Origin of the sequence: Nostoc sp., from assembly GCF_036917275.1 — a bacterium.
In the GTDB taxonomy this organism is placed as follows: domain Bacteria; phylum Cyanobacteriota; class Cyanobacteriia; order Cyanobacteriales; family Nostocaceae; genus Nostoc.
Map to the genome: position 1 here is coordinate 67,657 of NZ_JBALDF010000044.1, position 17,379 is coordinate 85,035.

Consider the following 17,379-nt stretch of genomic DNA (forward strand, 5'->3'; position numbering starts at 1 on the left):
AAACATCTGAAAATATTAATTACAAAATAAAACATGATTTATTGATTTGTAACTTTGTATTAAGAAGTCCATGTATAATAACGCTATTATGACAGTTGCAGAACTGATTTAGATTGGAGAATGCTAGACATTTTACAGTTTAAAAATAGCTAAAATAGCATTAAAACTCTCGATAAGAGAGTAGACCTACACAGTCTTACGAAGAACTTCAATTTTGTATGAATTCAAATAGCCAGTCTGCCAATACCGACACATATTCCCAACGTTTGGCAGACATTGTGGGAACTGCGATCGCTCTGTTGACTCTCACCCTACCCGTATTTGTCATCGCCCACTATTCTTCAACTAATGTTCAAAATAACCAGCAACCCCTGATCCAAAACCTCAAAGGAAGTCAAGATTGATAAGGCTTTCCAGTAGTATTTCACCAGCAGGAGAGCTACAAAAAAAAGAAAACTGATTTTGATAAAATCTCTGTAGATTTGAATGTAGTTCATCAGAAATAAGCTGAAATCTGTATTGTGTGACTCCAGATTTCAGTTGTATTCACACAATAGGGGTAGAAATCCCTTTAACAGCAATCAAGGGCGGGAAAGAATAATACCCTTTTGGAAAAGCGTTGCGAGGAAACTTGGTAACGCTTTTTCCATTTTTTGGCGAATTCAAGGGAACTGGGGATAAGGGGGATGATTGCCCTGGAATAAATACCTTGGGAAGAGATCCATATTGCCCTAAAATTCTACACGGGGAGCGAAGCTGACTGAGTGCCCCCATGATTCACTGTTATCAGAGGAGTTTTTTGTGGATTTATCTCGTATTCCTGCCCAACCAAAACCTGGTCTAATCAACGTTCTGATTGAAATTATTGGTGGAAGTAAAAATAAATATGAATACGACAAGGAACTAGAAGCTTTTGCTCTAGACCGAGTACTTTATTCCTCAGTACAATATCCATACGACTACGGCTTTGTACCCAATACTTTGGCTGAAGATGGCGATCCCCTAGATGGTATGGTCATAATTGACGAGCCAACCTTTGCAGGCTGTATTATTGCTGCACGACCGATTGGCTTCTTGGAGATGATTGACGGTGGCGATCGCGATGAGAAAATCCTTTGTGTTCCTGATAAAGATCCGCGCTACACTCAGGTGAAATCACTGAACGACTTAGCGCCACACCGCTTAGACGAAATTGCCGAATTTTTCCGTAGTTATAAAAATTTGGAAAAAAAGGTGACTGAAATTCTCGGTTGGCAAGATGTGGACAAGGTTGCAGCTTTAGTAGAAAAATCCGTCAAAGCTTATAGAGGATAATAGAGGAGTTAGGAGTTAGGAGTTAAGAGTTATGAATTTTTATTCCTAACTCCTCACTTTAATAACTTCCGCTTGTTACGGATCGCAAAAACTGCCACCAATCCCAAACCTAAATGCAGCGCACTCTCCTTTTGGCAAAAATTCATAACTGCACCCTCACGGGGGCAAATATCAACTACGTGGGTAGTATCAGCATCGATGAAATCCTTTTGGAAAAAGCTGGTATCTTACCCTATGAGCAGGTGCAAGTAGTTAATAATGCCAACGGTCAGCGCTTTATTACCTATGCGATTCCGGCTCCAGCCCATTCAGGAGTAATTGAGCTAAATGGGGGTGCGGCACGTCTAGGCATTATTGGCGATCGCTTGATTATAATGACTTACGGGCAGTTCACTCCAGAAGAGTTAAAAAGTTACTCTCCTACGGTAGTCATTGTGGACGAAAAAAACAGGCTGTTGGAAGTGCGGCGCTACGATGACCTGCTCAGTAAGGTCTAATTTCAGGAAAAATGTCAAATTTTGAGTTGTCGGGTTCCCAGAGCTACATAAGAGAAAAGTCATCTACCCTGCCAAGTAGCCCAGCAGGAGAATTTCTCGTGCAATTTTGGGGTGTAAGAGGTTTGATTCCTACTCCAAGTAGCAATACCAGTCGTTATGGTGGTAATACCGCTTGTGTAGAAATGCATGTAGCTGGGAAACGCTTGATTTTTGATGGCGGTACTGGCTTACGTATACTGGGTAAAATTTGGCAAGAATTACAACAGCCACTAGAAGCCCATTTATTTTTTAGCAACTGCCAATCAAATCGTATTCAAGGGTTTCCCTTTTTTGCTCCAGCATTTATTGTGGAAAATTGTTTTCACATTTATGGCACAGCTGCCTCAAATGGAGCCTCAATCAAACAATGTCTGTATGATCAGATGCTCCAGCCACACTTTCCTTACCCTTTACAGGTAATGCAGTCGGAATTGCAGTTTTACAATCTGACTTCAGAAAGTGATGTGAAGCTAGATGATGTGACGATTACAACTGCATTAATTAATCAAACTCAACGGTCAGTTGGCTACCGAGTTACTTGGCAAGAGTATAGTGTTGCCTACGTCACGGATTTGCACCCGAATGCTGACCAAGTAGAGCAAGAGCGGATTTTACAGTTTATTAAAGGCGTTGACTTGCTGATTGCCAATGCCACTTATACTCCCCCTACTTCTCACAACCATGACTCTGCTGATTTACTCTGGCAAACTGCGGTGAATGCAGCTGTGAATGCTGGTGTGCAACGGTTAGCCATTTCTCATCATCACCCAGATGACCATGATGACTTTCTTAACCAGGTTCAAGTCGATGTCAAATCTGCCTTTCCTCAAGCAATAGTAGCCTATGAGGGTCTAATTTTAACTGTTGGTAAGTAATTTTCACTGGTTGGCAGAGCATCGGCAAGGGTGAGATGAGGGAGGAGAGGGGTAGGATGCCAACAGTTCAGTTTAAGATTTCATTTCCTCCCTTTCCTTCTTTTTAAGGAGGGAACTAGTCTCGAAGCCAGAGCAAGCGACTAAGGAACGTGGATTAAATAAAATGCAAAACTTCATCTTGTATCTAGCTTCCCTCTCCAATATATCGGAGAGGGATTGAGGGTGAGGTAAGCTAGGGACATAAATTGTATGTTATTTAATTCTTGTTCCTAACTAGGAAATCTAAACTTTCAACTTACAATAAACCTCGTTTACCATTAGGGCGCACGGTCATCCAATTTGTTTTTGCTAGTGCTAGCTGCTCATCAGAAATTTTGGCACTGGTGAGATTAGCACCACATAGATTAGCTCCTCGGAGGTTAGCATTGCTGAGATAAGCATTGCTGAGGTCTGCGCCTCGGAGGTCTGCCCCTTCTAAATCAGCATGGTTAAAATATGCTTTGCTCAAATTAGCATCTTTGAGATTTGCTTGAGTGAGGCTAGCTCTGCCAAAGTCACTATTGTGGAGATTAGCTCCCTGGAGATTGGTTTTTTGCAATTGAGCGGAATGGAAATTTGTTTGGGATAAGTCAGCACCTTGTAGATTCAGCAAACTTAAATTGTGTAGGGCAAAATCCCGTCTTCCCTTCAAATAGGCTGTTAATAAACCTTGGGTATCTAACTTCCGCTTAACTTTAGAATTTTGAATTTGCGAACTATTGCTGTTGCTGTTAGCTAAAGTCGTTGATTTGGCCATCCCAGAACTCTGGTGTAATCCAGCCGCTTCCGCTGCCTTGGCTCGTCTAGCGCGAATTGCTGCCGCTACCTGTGCCACTCCTACACTGGTAACAGCAGCAGAGGAGTTGTTACATAAAACAGCAGAATTTTCCAGGTAGTTGTGTGTTCGCTCTTTATATCCACTATCTGATTTAATCAGTAAACCCTTTGCTAAACTTTCTAAGTATGGTTCTATTTCCAATGCTCTAAGAACTTCTGCCGCTGACTGATAGCGACTACGTACAGACACGTCTAACATTTTTCGCAATACATTGCTCAAGTGGTCACTCACTTGCACAAGCCGCTCCCACATCATCTCACCAGTGTTGGGATTGTAATCTAACTCTTTAGGTGTTTTGCTAGTCAGTAAATAAATGCATGTCACCCCCAGTGCATAGATATCACTGGCGTAGACTGGACGCATAGCCATTTGCTCTGGAGGTGCAAAACCAGGAGTGCCAATGGCATATGCAGTTAATGCTGTCTGTCCTGATTGACTCGTCGCAACTTGAGTAACTTGGTCTTTGACGGCGCCAAAGTCAATGAGTACCATTCTGGCATCTTGAGTGCGGCGAATTAAGTTGGCTGGCTTGATGTCACGGTGAATCACCTTTTGCTCATGAATGTATTGCAGCAGTGGCAGAATCTCGCTTAAGAATTGCTTGACTCCAGTTTCACTCAAGATGCCGTTAAGTTTGACCTCCTCCTGCAAGGTATCACCACTGATATATTCTTGAACTAAGTAGAATTGTTCATGATCTTCAAAATAGTCTAACAACCTTGGTACTTGGGGATGATTCCCAATCTTACCTAGAGTTTTGGCTTCTCGCTCAAAGAGTTCTCTGGCCATCTGTAAAACGTGTGGGGCGCTTCCTGATGGGCGTAATTGCTTAATTACACAACTCGGTTCTCCTGGTAAGCCTAGATCATCGGCCAAGAAGGTTGCTCCAAAGCCACCCTGACCTAATGGTTTGATCACCTGATAGCGCGAGCGCAACAGTAGTTGCGAGCCACAAGACTGACACCTTTGGCTATTTACCAAATTTTCTGGATTGGGACAGGTAGGATTTAAGCAGTAGCTCATGCACTGTCAACTCGCTGCACGAATAATCACGGTGAGTGTTATACTCCCTTTCAATTATTTAGATATTAATCAACTCTTGCCAGGTAATTTTTGCTGGAAATCCTTTGAAGAGTTCCTAAAGTTTAGCTAGTATTACGTAAAGCGATCGCCTAAGTAAGCTAATTTATTATACTTATACCAACAACTAATGTTTGAGCTACTTTTTTACCAGTAGTATTGTTTGACATTGCTGAAACAGCCTTAAGCCAGAGACTTTGAATCCAAAATCCAGCTTGCGCTGAAAGCGCACCTTTGGTGCGACCCAAAATCCAAAATTGGTATTAGAAGTATTGAAGGGCAGTGCCCATCCTACAAAAAATTGCTGTAGGATTTTGGATGCCCAAATTTGGAGGCAATTTAGAATCGTCTCCATTAGTCCTTAAGTGACTATTAACTGGCTTTCATGTCCACACTAATCAGCTGTTCGATAAGTGCAAAAACATCACTGCGGCTGAGTTTCTCTTTACCATTAGCAAGGGCATCAAGGGTGCCATTAGCCAATGTTAAGGGAATTTGGCAAAAATCTAAGGCTGGACCTGTAGTAAGATTTTTGGTGTAAGCTTCTGCTAGGGCTAGATTGCGCCGAGCATACTCTTGCATATTTGCTGCACTCCAACCCTCTGGAAAAAAGTCTACCCCACGCCCTAAATCTTGAGTATGGTTACGCAGGATATTAACTGCTTGTAAACCCCGACCAAACCCAATCGCCTGGGTACGGTTAGTTTGCGTTCCATCGTACCAAGTCCATAAGTCCGAAAGTAATAATCCCACTGCACCTGCAACCCCAAAAGTATAACGATCCAAATCAGATTCTGTGTAAATTTTCCAGTTTCTTTCTGCCCAGTAAGCCATCCGGTCTGCCATTGCAGCAGTGGCATCCCAAATTCGAGGTGCAATGGTCTCTGGTGCTAGCAGTGACCATTCTCTAATCCTCACAGTGACTTCTTCTAAGGTATTCTCATACCCACTAAATCCTCCAAAGAAAGCATCTACCGCGAAGCCATCAACCCCTGCCTGTAATGTCAGACTAATCGTTCTTAACAGCTTTGCTTTAGTAGCGTTATCTAGTTCTGGATGATCTTCAATTTCATCAATGGCACGCATACACAAATATGCTGATGCTACTGCTTCTTGTAATCCTGGCGGTAAAAGACTAATTGGAATATAAAAAGTTCGGCTAGTTTCTTTGAGGATTTGCAATGCATCTCTACGTAAATTCATGTTTTCACTCCCCGATTGATTTTTGCACCACATGAAGTTTGCAGTTTTTTGATGATACTGGATATAGTTTTGACTAAACTTTAAAAACTATAGACTATAAGATACGCTAGTATTTAATCTAAAAATTAATAGTTTTTGGTGTTGCAATTAACAAAACTCTCAAATTTATCAAAGTCCTATCTAGTATATAAGGTTTTGGTTGCAAAAATGTGTAAGGCGTCGTTTGATATAGCTTTCAGAAACTTTTAGTGTATATATAAAGAATTATGCTAATATTTGGTTAATTCCCGCAAAATTTTTCCATCAGCAAACATCCATCTTAGAGATTTGAAAGTGTTTTAAGTCTGCGTTAATCTGACTAACAAAGTATAATTATTGTATATATAAAGGCAATTTAGGAAGAGCTGGTAACGGATAACAGTAACTGTACGCACTTAAAGGTGCGAACGGCGGCTTGCCTAAGAGTTAAGGTTCAATTGGACATAAAGGGCTACAATCCTTGGGTTGAGCTACGCCTACGCTACTACCACAGCATCATCTCTCACAACTTTACCACTGCTCGTCTTAACACGGGCGGGCAAACCACCTGGAATTTTTTCTACGTGTGCCTCCGTATAGATTATACCACCACGGTGTTGTATAGCTTCTGCAAGTCCAGTTAGATATTTCAGTGGATAAAATTGCCCTTGTTGGGGAAAGCGTAGACACACTCCTGTATAAAAATCGCTCAACGGGGCTTTCTTCACCATTTCTACGTTAGTGAGTCCGACCCGGTGTACTGCTTCTAACTCCTGCTGAATCTCATCTATTGATTTCAGGTCTGGCGGAAAAAGATAGCCGTCAAGTCTCTCCAAGTCGCAGTTAATGTTTTTTTGGGTGGCGATCGCCTCTATAGTATTAATTGCTGTTGTATGACTTTGAGCAACAAGTTTTGCGCCCAAAATATACTTATGTTGGCTATGAAGGGTCTAAGAATGCCGAAGCCTGGTAAATTGGCATCTGTAATTAATTGTTTATTAATACTGACATTGTTAGTTTCTTGCAGTGGTAAAACGTCCGCAGAAGATATAGACAAAGATACACTTTGTGTATCTTCTTGGGTAGCAACAGCAAATATGGTTGGTGATGCTTGGATACGCGGTGCTCTGCCAAATAAATACGCTGAACAAACATTGAAAAGAGCCACGGAAGAACTGCGAAAAGAAAAAGAGAAAATAGACGAAATAAAGTTAGCTAAAGATGTGAGCAAACATGATAAATCAGTACTAATAGCTGAAGTTTTCCAGTTAGCAAATAAAACAGAGGAAATGTCTAGGGCTGTCGCACAAAAAAATCGTTTAACGGTACGGCAAAAACTTGGAGAATTAGCAGCAGAAAAGCGATCGCTAAACAAGCTAAGAAAAGTTGCAGGGCAAACCAATGAATAAAATTTTTGAAATCGCTCTTGGGATTGTTACCAGTATCGGCGGTTTTTTAGATGTAGGTGCGATCGCAACTGCTGCTGAAGCCGGCTCTGAATTTGGGTTTCAACTGATTTGGGCGATTATTCTCGGTACAATTTGTGTAATTTTCTTAGTAGAAATGTCTGGTCGCTTGGCAGCAGTGAGCAAACATACGTTAGCTGCGGCAGTGCGGGAACGTTTTGGGTTCAACTTTTATATCATTCCCTTAATTGCAGAAGTTGTTGTTGATTTTCTAATTTTAGGATCTGAAATTGGCGGTGTTTGTATTGCTTTGCAACTATTAACAGGCATTGGCTTTCAGTGGTTTGCTTTACCCGTGGCCTTTGCAATTTGGTTAATACTTTGGTATGGCAGCTTTGGTCTCATTGAAAATGGTATTTCCGTATTAGGATTAATTACACTGGTATTTATCGTCGCCACGTTTAAATTACATCCATCATTGACACAAATTGGTACTGGTTTATTGCCAACTCTGCCACCAGAAGACACCGTACATTATTTATTCCTGGCAGTTGGCATTTTGGGTGCGATAATCAGCCCTTACCTATTTTATTTCTACTCATCTGGTGCAGTGGAAGATAAATGGGATGAAGGACATATTGGTGTGAATCGCGCCATCGCTGGTTTGGGGATGGGCTTTGGTAGCGTTGTCTCACTGGGGGTGTTGATTGTAGCAACATTAGTACTCAAACCCAAAGGCATCCAGGTTGATAGCTACGAACAGGCGGCGCTGATGTTGACAGAACCTTTTGGTTATTGGGGTTTTATTCTATTTGCAGCATCTTTGGGCATTGCCTGCTTCGGTGCAGCATTAGAAGTAAGCCTCGATACAGCCTATGACGTTGCTCAAGCCTTTGGTTGGAATTGGGGCGAAAGTCTTAAAGCAAAAGATGCCGCACGCTTTAGTTTAATTTACACCGTATTTGTCTTTCTTGCCTCGTTATTGATGGTATTTGGGATCGACCCATTGCAATTAACTTTGTTTTCAATGGCAATTACAGCAGTGATTTTGCCGCCTGTGATCATACCATTTATAGTTTTAATGAACGATGAATCCTATGTTGGCAAGTATCGCAACGGCTGGATTAGTAATAGCGTTGTCATTTTTACAATTGCGCTGACATTTGTGTTAGCGATCGTTGCTATTCCACTGGAAATTGTTGGAGGATAGAAATGGATATTATTAGAGATGTCCTTGATAACCAATTAGTTGACCGCAATCAACGCAAAATGGGTAAAGTTGATGGCGTAGTGATAGAGTTACGCGATGCCTTCGACGGGCAAAGCCTACGCGAACCACCACGACTTGCTTATATAGAAGTAGGAGTAACAACCCTTGCCAAACGGCTAAATCCCCGCTTGGCATCTTTGGTAGCATCAATCGCAAGTAAATGGGGCGCTAAACAAAGTGAACCGTTTCGGATTCCGTGGTCAAAAGTGCGGGATATTGGTATTGATGTCGAAGTCGATGTTGAAGCTGAAGCAACACCAACTTTCGGCTATGAAAAATGGCTGCGCGATCGCATCATCGCCCGAATTCCAGGAGGGGGATAATGACAACTCGTGAAATTCATCTAGAATTACTGCTGAGTAAACCAGTATTAGACTCAACTGGTAAAACCGTCGGACGCATTGAGGAAGTACGCGCCGAACAACAAGGCGAAGAATGGATTGTTAAGGAATATCTTATCGGTTATGCTGCGGTGTTAGAACGGCTATCCGCTTGGACAATTGGGTTAAAAATTTTGCATCTACTTGGGGCGCGTAAAATTTACGGTGGTTATACAGTACCTTGGGACAAGCTAGATTTGACTGACCCTGACAAGCCGCGTTTGCGTTGTAGTTTAGATGCATTAAAGTCATTAAACGAGCAACCGCAGGATATAGAGTAACTTGGCTTGAAGGAGACAGAAGTATGATGTCAAAATAATTCGTAATTGATAATGACGCTCTCTGGGAGACGCTGTTCGTAGCTTGCTTAAGAGTAGAGGTATGCGGACTCGCTTTGCGTGGCGCTTACGTAATTCGTAATTATTACCTCCTCTTAAGCAAGCTAGATTTTTATGATATGGCTTTCTGCTTACGGCTAAGTACCTTGCTTGCTCCTAGCACAGCACCAACCGCCAACACAGCTAGATCCATTCTAGGTTCAGGAACAACAGTTGTGTCTTCAGTGAAAGCCAAAAAGCCAGCCCCATTTAATCCGCCTCTACCGGCTGGGATAAAGGTGTCAATAAAAGCTCCTGTCTTGCCGTCATAACGTAACACATTGTTACTATTTAAACCACTAACATAAAGGTTTCCGTCGGGACCGAAGATTGGCTTGACAGGATCATTGAGTCCGCCACTGCCAGCCGGGACAAAAGTGTTGATAAAAGCTCCTGTCTTACCGTTAAAGCGCGAAATATTGTTAGCCTTAAAGTTAGCGACGTAGAGATTGCCGTCTGGCCCAAAGGTCAAGCCACCAGCTTCTGACCCTTTTTCTTCTGTTGCAAAAGTGTCGATAAAAGCTCCGGTTTTCCCATTGTACCTTAAAATACTATCAGTAAGAGTACTACTGACGTAGAGGTTTCCGTCTGAACCAAAGCTCAAACTAAAAGGTGCACTGAGTCCGCCGCTACCTGATGGGACAAAAGTGTCGATAAAAGCTCCTGTTTGCCCGTTGTAGCGTAGAACACTATTACTAGTGCGGCTGTTAATACTGGTAACGTAGAGGTTGCTGTCAGGCCCAAAAACCAAGTCTTCAGGTGCATCTAGTCCACCACTACCGGAAGGAACAAAGGTACTAATGAAATTCCCTGTTTTTCCGTCGTAACGTTTGACGCTACCGCTCAAAATACTACTAACATAGAGATTTTTATCGGGACCAATAGTTAAACCAGTTGTTCCCTGTAGTCCGCCACTACCGGAAGGAACCAAGTCATCAATGAATTCTCCCGTTTTTTCGTCGTAGCGCAGAACGGAGTTATTATTATAACTCCCCACTAAAAGTGCTGCGTTAGCTCTTGGGGCTATCCATCCTAGTAAGACAAAGCTTATCAGTGGGAGGCTGATTTGACAAAAATTGAAAAATCTCATAATTTTGTTAGCTCCTACAACCATAATTACTTAGTACAGTTAATCATAAATTTGTAGCCTATCCTTGTTGGTTCTTAACTTTGGTTGTAAGCAAAAGTAATTTAGATGCGTTTGCCCTGCGCTGCTTTCCCTGCATCCCCTGCTCTGGCTGCCTCAACTAATAAATTTCCTTAACGCAAGCGTATTGGTATTTAGTGTGGTAACAATAACTTGTGCATTACAAAAACCATTCTTGGTAAAAAATATCTCCTAATCTTTCAGCCAACTTCTAGCGAAAGAAAGAGTTTCAGGCTGAGTATCTCTGTAATCATGAATGCGGATAAGTGTTAACCTGCTGAATAACTGATATGCCGCAATATTTCGGAAAACTACCCACTACTAACCAACCTTGGACAACTGTTAGCAATGTAAAAGCTGTAACCTGGGACAATAATATTATTAATTTTGACTGTGGTGACTCACGCCTTACCATCAGCTTACTTGCTCCCAATTTAATCCGTGTGCGTTTTGCACAAACTGGGGAATTTATGCCTCGCCGCTCTTGGGCAGTGACGCTGGATGATACAGAATGGGCGACAACACCTTTTGCAGTCCAGGAGACTGAAACAACGGTAGAAATTGAAACAGCACAGATTCGTGTGTGCGTCCAGCGAGAAAAGTGTCGCATCGCCTGTTTTGATAAAGATAATCGCCCCTTTGCCCAAGATGCAGAGATGGGTATAGGTTGGCGGATGGGCGCAGTTGCAGGGTGGAAAGAAATTGCAGCCGATGAACATTTCTATGGCTTTGGTGAACGCACAGGCTTTCTGGATAAACTCAGCGAAGTAAAAACCAACTGGACAACGGATTCTTTAGATTATGATGCACTGACTGATGAAATGTACCAGGCAATTCCATTTTTTATGGCTTTGCGCCCAGAGGTAAGCTATGGCATCTTTTTCAATACCACTTTTTGGAGTCAGTTCGATATCGGTGCTGAACAACCAGGTATTTGGAAGATGGAGACTCGTGGCGGTGAATTGGATTATTACATTATTTACGGTCCTGAACCAGCCCAAATCCTGGAGACTTACACTCAGCTAACTGGGAGAATGCCATTACCGCCGAAATGGGCGCTAGGTTATCATCAATGTCGCTGGAGTTACGAATCAGAAACGGTTGTGCGGGAACTAGCAAAGGAATTTCGCCAACGCCGCATTCCCTGCGATGTCATTCACCTCGATATTGACTATATGCGGGGCTATCGGGTATTTACCTGGAGTCCCCAGCGTTTCCCCAACGCCGCAAAACTTATTAGTGATTTAGCACAGGATGGTTTCAAAACAGTCACAATCATTGATCCTGGTGTGAAATATGAACCAGAAGGTAATTATGATGTTTTTGATCAAGGATTAGAAAACGACTATTTTGTGCGGAAAGCTGATGGTACGTTGTTCCACGGCTACGTTTGGCCTGAGAAAGCTGTTTTTCCTGACTTTTTACGTCCTGATGTGTGTAACTGGTGGGCTGATTTACACAAAAGTCTAACTGATGTTGGTGTGGCAGGAATTTGGAATGATATGAATGAACCTGCCATAAACGATCGCCCCTTTGGTGATGAAGGTGATAAAATTTGGTTTCCCTTAGATGCGCCACAGGGGGGAGAGGGAGAGAATTCAAAATTCAAAATTCAAAATTCAAAATCTAAAATTGATGTGACTCATACAGAAGTGCATAATTTGTATGGGTTGATGATGGCTAAGGCTTGCTATGAAGGATTGGAACGGCATCGAAGCTCGGAGCGATCGTTTGTGTTAACGCGATCGGGTTATGCTGGGGTGCAACGCTGGTCTTCTGTGTGGATGGGGGATAACCAATCGTTGTGGGAGCATTTAGAAATGTCTCTGCCGATGCTTTGCAACATGGGACTTTCGGGTGTGGGATTTGTGGGTTGCGATATTGGCGGGTTTGCTGGTAACGCCACAGCTGAATTATTTGCTCGCTGGATGCAGGTAGGAATGCTTTACCCAATGATGCGCGGTCATTCGGCAATGTCTACTGCTCGTCATGAACCTTGGGTATTTGGCGATCGCGTTGAAAATATCTGTCGAGAATACATTAATCTACGCTACCAATTACTTCCCTACATTTATAGTCTTTTCTGGGAAGCAGCAACAACAGGCGCACCGATTTTAAGACCATTATTGTACCATTTCCCCAACGATCCGAAAACCTATAGCCTCTACGATCAAGTATTGCTAGGTGCGTCGCTGATGGCTGCACCAATTTACCGCCCTGGAGTTGAGCATCGATCTGTCTATTTACCCCTTGGCACTTGGTATGATTGGTGGAGTGATGAGCGTTATGAAGGCCCGATTCACATTCTTGCTCATGCACCACTAGAAAGAATGCCACTGTATGTCCGTAGTGGTGCGATCGTTCCCATGCAACCTGTCAAGCAATACGTTGATCAAGCCCCACTCGACGAGATTCGATTACGCATTTGGCCTGGTAATAACGAATACCAGCTATTTGAAGATGATGGACAGACAAATGAGTATCAAGATAAAAATTTTTCGCTAACAAATATAAGCGTATTTACAGAGGCAAACCAAACAGTTGTGGAAATTGGAGTGAGAGTTGGGGAATGGACATCTGCACCGCGTGAAGTGATTGTAGAACTTGTTGGTGTTGGAGAGCAACGTTTCCAAGATGATGGTAAGCGACGTAGCCTGCAATTCTGATAGACCACAAAGGTGGTTTTTTGAACCACCTTTATTTCTGATTTTTAATTGTCCAAGAAAAAATATGCATAAGGGTAGATGAAAAGCAAGTCAAAGGGTAACATACAATACAAAGGTATAAATAGTTAAACCGTAAGAAATACGTAAATTTACTACGCTAGATAGATGCGGTTAGAGAACACTCAATGTTAAATGTTAACCGCTTGCGGCTGCAAAACAGATTTAAAATTACTACAAATTCACTTGTGGGAAAAGTTGCAAGTGCGATCACTGTTTTTGTTGGCAGCTTGGTACTAGTTGGCTGGTGGCTTGGCATTGAAGTTCTCAAGCGCGGCTTCCCTGGTAGTCCGGCGACAATGAAAGTCAACACAGCGCTGTGTTTTGTGCTGTGTGGTGTGTCGCTGTGGCTGTTTTTAAGAGGAGGGGGAAACAATTCAAAATTCAAAATTCAAGTTGTGCTGGAAGCGCACCAAAGGTGCGACTCAAAATTATTTCCCCACTTCCCTACTCTTCTAATTTCTAGGATCTGTGCAATAGCGGCTACCACAATTGCTGTGCTTACAGTCTGTGAATATCTGTTTGGCTGGAATCTTGGTATTGACGAACTGCTATCGCGTGATTCGCTAATTAGTATAGCGACATTGCGTCCGGGGCTAATGGGGGTGAACACAGCACTGAACTTCATGCTGGTGGGCGTCGCCCTACAGATTGTGGTTGATCCAAAAAGCGACCGCAGTTATTGGTATGTCCAGATTATCGCTTTGATAGCTACTTTAATTTCCTTTCAGGCGCTCATGGGCTATGCCTACAAAGTGAAAGTTCTCTACGGACTTGCCCCTTATACAACATCAATGCCATTACACACAGCAATGTTGTTCCTCTTACTAAGTATGGGCATTCTCTGGGCACAGGCAGAACAGGGGTTAATGAGAGTAGTTACAAGTGATACCGACGGCGGCTTACTTGCACGTCGTTTATTAATTGCTGCGATCGCAGTCCCTTTTATTTTAGGGTGGATAATTGTTGAAGGTCAACGGGCAGGACAATACGATCCAGCTTTTGCAGTATCGGTATTTGCGATCGTCCTGATTGTGATTTTTACTGTTTTGATTTGGCAAAGTGCGGCGGTTATTGAACGTCTCAGCCATCAACGTGATCTTGCCCAAGAAGCACTGAGAACCTACGAAGCTAAACTGGGGAGTTTTGTAGATGCTAAATCGCTAGTAGAAAATAGCTCTGACTTTATCGGCATCGCCACCCTTGAGGGTGAATTACTCTACATAAATGATGCAGGTCAAAAGCTGGTAGGGCTTGCAAGCCTTGATGAAGTGAGGCAAAAAGCAGTATTAGATTACGTCATGCCCAAAGACAAAGCCTATTTTCAAGAATATATATTGCCGACTGTGCTATTAGAAGGGCGCTGGCAGGGAGAATTCTGCTTTTGTCACCTCCAAACAGGTCAACCGATACCAGTTGATTACAACATCTTCACTGTTACAGACAATAACACAGGTCAGCCAATTGCCTTAGCAACTGTGACTCGCAACATCAGCGAACAAAAACAGGCTAAGGAACAAATCTTACAACTAAATAAGGATTTACAGCGCCGCATTGCTGAGTTACAAACTTTGTTGGAGGTGATTCCCATTGGAATTGGCATTGCTGAAGATCCAGAATGCCAAAATATCAAGGTCAACCCTGCTTTTGCCAAACAGTTGGGAATATCCTCAGATACAAATGCCTCCCTCAACGCTCCCAGTGGCGAAAAACTGACAAGCTTTAAAATCTACCGCGAAGGAAAAGAACTCTCAGCAGAAGAACTGCCAATGCAATACTCTGCAACTCATGGTGTCGAAGTTCTGGATTGCGAACTTGATGTCGTCCATGAAAATGGAAAAATTGTCAACCTGTTGGAGTATGTTGCACCCCTGTTTGACGAAGAGGGTAAAACTAGAGGAAGCGTTGGTGCATTTTTAGATATTACGGAGCGCAAACAGGCAGAGGAAGTACTTTTAAATCAGCAAAAATGGCTGGAGGATGTATTAAATCTGATGCCAAGACCGTTGCTGTTTATCGAACCAGGAACGGCGCGGGTAACTTTTGCCAATCGCTCTGCTGACGAATTAGCTGGGGGCGAATTTCCCAAAGGTGTACCAGCCGCAGATTATCACACAGTTTACCACTACACAGATGCAGCTGGCGATCGCATTCCCAATGAGCAAATGCCAGGAGTGCGGGTTGCCCTTGGCGAACGCTTGAATGGATTGGAAGTAGACTGGCACACTCCCGGTGGTGTCCGCTCTCTACTAGTATTTGCTGATACCCTGCCAGCAATGCACGGGCATCCGGCTACTTGTATCTTGGTGTTCCAAGAAATCAGCAACCTTAAGGAGACACAAAAAGCACTCTCGTTAGGTTACAAAAGGCTAAATCTACTATTTGACACAGCTAACGATTTACTATCAAGCCAACAACCAGTAGTACTAATCGATAGCGTCTACCGAAAACTAAGAGACCAAATTGGTTTAGATATTTACTTTAACTATTTGGTTGAGGATAACTCTCAGGTAATGCGGTTGAAGTCTCACAGTGGCATTTCTGAGGAGATGGCAAAGGAAATTGAGAGGTTGGCATTTGGTCAAGGGGTTTGTGGTACTGTAGCGCTCTCACGCCATCCTATAGCTGTAGAGAATGTTCAGCAATCAACTGAAGAGAAAACAGAATTGATTCGCTCTTTAGGTATTACTGCTTATTATGCATACCCATTGATTGCTCAAGGACAGCTGTTGGGTACTCTTTCTTTTGGCAGCCGCACTCGGTTAAGCTTCACCGACAATCAAAAGGGGATGATGCAAGCAGTATGCGACCAAATAGCGATCGCAATGGAACGGGCTAATTTAATTGCTTCTTTGCAACAACAAACTGAGCAGTTGCAAGATGCTAATCGCATGAAGGATGAATTCTTAGGGATATTGTCCCACGAGTTGCGATCGCCCCTCAATGCCATCCTTGGCTGGGCGCAATTACTGCAACGAAGCAAGCTCAGTGAAACCCAAATGGCTAGGGCTATGGAGACAATTGAGCGCAATGCTAAGGCGCAAACCCAGCTAATTGAAGACCTGCTGGACATATCACGGATGATTAGAGGCAAGTTACGCCTCAATGTTGGTAGTTGCAATTTGGTTGGGATAATTGAATCAGCCATTGAGACTGTTAGTCTAGCCGCCCAGGCCAAGGAAATCGATTTGAGATTTTCCCTGATTCCCTCAAAAGAAACGCAAAATGCGCCACTGGGGATACTCCCCGTCGTCACTTTCGCGCAAAATTCAGATTTGGGATTAGGAATCAATCGCGAAAATCTAGAATCTCTAGAAGCACAATCCCAAACCAATCAACACTCAGAGGACAGCAAGCTTGGCGAAAATTCTCAATTCTTAATTTCTGGGGATTTCGAGCGTTTGCAGCAAATCATCTGGAATCTGCTATCCAATGCCATCAAATTCACACCCGTAGGAGGACGGGTAGAGGTGCGATTGTCAATAGTCACTGGTGAAAAACAACAGACAACGGATAAATATGCCCAAATTCAGGTGATTGACACAGGCATTGGTATCAGTCTTGACTTTCTTCCTTACGTCTTTGATCGCTTTCGTCAAGCTGATAGTTCTAACACTAGAACCTATGGTGGATTAGGACTAGGATTAGCGATCGTGCGTCATTTAGTAGAATTACATGGCGGTACTATCCACGTAGATAGTCCAGGTAAAGAGCAAGGAGCAAGGTTTACAGTCAAGCTACCACTTTTGAAAAGTCGCCCCCTCGCAGCCTCGTAGCCTCTCCTCATCCCCTATTTCCTTCTTCCTAATATCAAAATTTATCCAAAATTCCAAATTTTCCCCAATTACCAATTACTAAAAAGCAGTTTTTTCCTTTGCAATTTAGTGTAGTTGGTGAATACCTGCATTAGAAAAATATTTATATGTATATTTTTATCTCAATATGAATAATTATTTTGTATTGGAGCGATCGCTATTTACTAGAACACCGATTCAGTAGGCAATGCAATGATTCCCCTTAAAAAGGCTTGCTGTTTTATACTCCATTTTTTTAGCAGTTCCCAGATGAACTACACAAAACCTCACCCCTCTGCGTGAGTCTGGAGAGAGGAGATACTTATTCTTGATCAGGGTGAGGTACAGGCTTTAAAAAGATTCAAGGTCAGCATCTTAT

13 protein-coding genes and 1 pseudogene are annotated in these 17,379 nt (G+C 42.8%); 10 read left to right on the forward strand and 4 right to left on the reverse strand.

Annotation, left to right across the window (positions count from 1 at the left end; translation table 11 throughout):
• Positions 1–218 precede the first annotated feature (218 nt).
• The 4 genes from V7K35_RS17025 to V7K35_RS17040 all read left to right on the forward strand — a co-directional run bounded on the left by V7K35_RS17025 (position 219) and on the right by V7K35_RS17040 (position 2,725).
• On the forward strand, positions 219–404 hold the full coding sequence (locus V7K35_RS17025; RefSeq protein WP_273769420.1) for a hypothetical protein: 186 nt from the start codon (positions 219–221) through the stop codon (positions 402–404).
• A 397-nt stretch (positions 405–801) separates the two neighbouring features.
• Entirely contained in the window at positions 802–1,314 is a 513-nt protein-coding gene (locus tag V7K35_RS17030) for an inorganic diphosphatase (RefSeq protein WP_334796465.1), read from the forward strand.
• Between the two features lie 113 nt (positions 1,315–1,427).
• Positions 1,428–1,811: an aspartate 1-decarboxylase gene (gene panD / locus V7K35_RS17035; protein ID WP_322720563.1), complete on the forward strand. Its 384-nt coding sequence runs from the start codon at positions 1,428–1,430 to the stop codon at positions 1,809–1,811.
• Between the two features lie 11 nt (positions 1,812–1,822).
• On the forward strand, positions 1,823–2,725 hold the full coding sequence (locus tag V7K35_RS17040) for an MBL fold metallo-hydrolase (RefSeq protein WP_335080403.1): 903 nt from the start codon (positions 1,823–1,825) through the stop codon (positions 2,723–2,725).
• A 295-nt stretch (positions 2,726–3,020) separates the two neighbouring features.
• Here V7K35_RS17040 and V7K35_RS17045 read toward each other — a convergent pair whose 3' ends face one another.
• The 3 genes and pseudogenes from V7K35_RS17045 to V7K35_RS17055 all read right to left on the reverse strand — a co-directional run.
• The gene (locus tag V7K35_RS17045) at positions 3,021–4,625 is read right to left on the reverse strand and encodes a serine/threonine-protein kinase (RefSeq protein ID WP_335080404.1); all 1,605 of its coding nucleotides are present in this window, start codon (positions 4,623–4,625) and stop codon (positions 3,021–3,023) included.
• A gap of 429 nt (positions 4,626–5,054) precedes the next feature.
• A complete protein-coding gene (locus tag V7K35_RS17050) occupies positions 5,055–5,885 on the reverse strand; it encodes a phytoene/squalene synthase family protein (RefSeq protein WP_334796471.1) in 831 nt (276 codons plus the stop codon).
• A gap of 515 nt (positions 5,886–6,400) precedes the next feature.
• Positions 6,401–6,835 (reverse strand): annotated as a pseudogene (locus V7K35_RS17055) (FAD-dependent oxidoreductase); the annotation flags it as partial.
• Between the two features lie 42 nt (positions 6,836–6,877).
• Here V7K35_RS17055 and V7K35_RS17060 point away from each other — a divergent pair.
• From V7K35_RS17060 to V7K35_RS17075, 4 genes are read left to right on the forward strand one after another with little or no spacing between them, the layout of a single operon-like run.
• Complete coding sequence (locus V7K35_RS17060; RefSeq protein WP_335080405.1) at positions 6,878–7,312, forward strand: hypothetical protein; 435 nt, start codon at positions 6,878–6,880, stop codon at positions 7,310–7,312.
• Positions 7,305–8,519, forward strand: coding sequence for an Nramp family divalent metal transporter (locus V7K35_RS17065; RefSeq protein WP_335080406.1), 1,215 nt, complete (start codon positions 7,305–7,307; stop codon positions 8,517–8,519). Before V7K35_RS17060 ends, V7K35_RS17065 begins: the two co-directional genes overlap by 8 nt.
• A 2-nt stretch (positions 8,520–8,521) precedes the next feature.
• The gene (locus V7K35_RS17070; RefSeq protein ID WP_335080407.1) at positions 8,522–8,902 is read left to right on the forward strand and encodes a hypothetical protein; all 381 of its coding nucleotides are present in this window, start codon (positions 8,522–8,524) and stop codon (positions 8,900–8,902) included.
• Positions 8,902–9,240 (forward strand): hypothetical protein, encoded by a 339-nt coding sequence (locus V7K35_RS17075; protein WP_335080408.1) that lies wholly within the window; start codon positions 8,902–8,904, stop codon positions 9,238–9,240. Before V7K35_RS17070 ends, V7K35_RS17075 begins: the two co-directional genes overlap by 1 nt.
• A 169-nt stretch (positions 9,241–9,409) precedes the next feature.
• On the opposite strand, the gene V7K35_RS17080 is transcribed toward V7K35_RS17075, so the two are convergent.
• Positions 9,410–10,426: a Vgb family protein gene (locus V7K35_RS17080; protein ID WP_335080409.1), complete on the reverse strand. Its 1,017-nt coding sequence runs from the start codon at positions 10,424–10,426 to the stop codon at positions 9,410–9,412.
• Between the two features lie 347 nt (positions 10,427–10,773).
• On the opposite strand from V7K35_RS17080, the gene V7K35_RS17085 reads away from it, so the two are divergent.
• Both V7K35_RS17085 and V7K35_RS17090 read left to right on the forward strand, forming a co-directional pair.
• Positions 10,774–13,149, forward strand: a complete 2,376-nt coding sequence (locus V7K35_RS17085) for a glycoside hydrolase family 31 protein (protein ID WP_335080410.1) — start codon at positions 10,774–10,776, stop codon at positions 13,147–13,149.
• A 185-nt stretch (positions 13,150–13,334) separates the two neighbouring features.
• Positions 13,335–16,982, forward strand: a complete 3,648-nt coding sequence (locus V7K35_RS17090; RefSeq protein WP_335080411.1) for a PAS domain-containing sensor histidine kinase — start codon at positions 13,335–13,337, stop codon at positions 16,980–16,982.
• The last annotated feature ends 397 nt before the right edge of the window (positions 16,983–17,379 follow it).

Excerpts from the sequence above, each read along its gene's own strand:
- V7K35_RS17025 (WP_273769420.1), top strand. The coding sequence starts at position 219 with ATGAATTCAAATAGCCAGTCTGCCAATACCGACACATATTCCCAACGT.
- panD (WP_322720563.1), top strand. The coding sequence starts at position 1,428 with ATGCAGCGCACTCTCCTTTTGGCAAAAATTCATAACTGCACCCTCACG.
- V7K35_RS17040 (WP_335080403.1), top strand. The coding sequence starts at position 1,823 with ATGTCAAATTTTGAGTTGTCGGGTTCCCAGAGCTACATAAGAGAAAAG.
- V7K35_RS17045 (WP_335080404.1), bottom strand. The coding sequence starts at position 4,625 with ATGAGCTACTGCTTAAATCCTACCTGTCCCAATCCAGAAAATTTGGTA.
- V7K35_RS17050 (WP_334796471.1), bottom strand. The coding sequence starts at position 5,885 with ATGAATTTACGTAGAGATGCATTGCAAATCCTCAAAGAAACTAGCCGA.
- V7K35_RS17065 (WP_335080406.1), top strand. The coding sequence starts at position 7,305 with ATGAATAAAATTTTTGAAATCGCTCTTGGGATTGTTACCAGTATCGGC.
- V7K35_RS17070 (WP_335080407.1), top strand. The coding sequence starts at position 8,522 with ATGGATATTATTAGAGATGTCCTTGATAACCAATTAGTTGACCGCAAT.
- V7K35_RS17075 (WP_335080408.1), top strand. The coding sequence starts at position 8,902 with ATGACAACTCGTGAAATTCATCTAGAATTACTGCTGAGTAAACCAGTA.
- V7K35_RS17080 (WP_335080409.1), bottom strand. The coding sequence starts at position 10,426 with ATGAGATTTTTCAATTTTTGTCAAATCAGCCTCCCACTGATAAGCTTT.
- V7K35_RS17085 (WP_335080410.1), top strand. The coding sequence starts at position 10,774 with ATGCCGCAATATTTCGGAAAACTACCCACTACTAACCAACCTTGGACA.
- V7K35_RS17090 (WP_335080411.1), top strand. The coding sequence starts at position 13,335 with ATGTTAAATGTTAACCGCTTGCGGCTGCAAAACAGATTTAAAATTACT.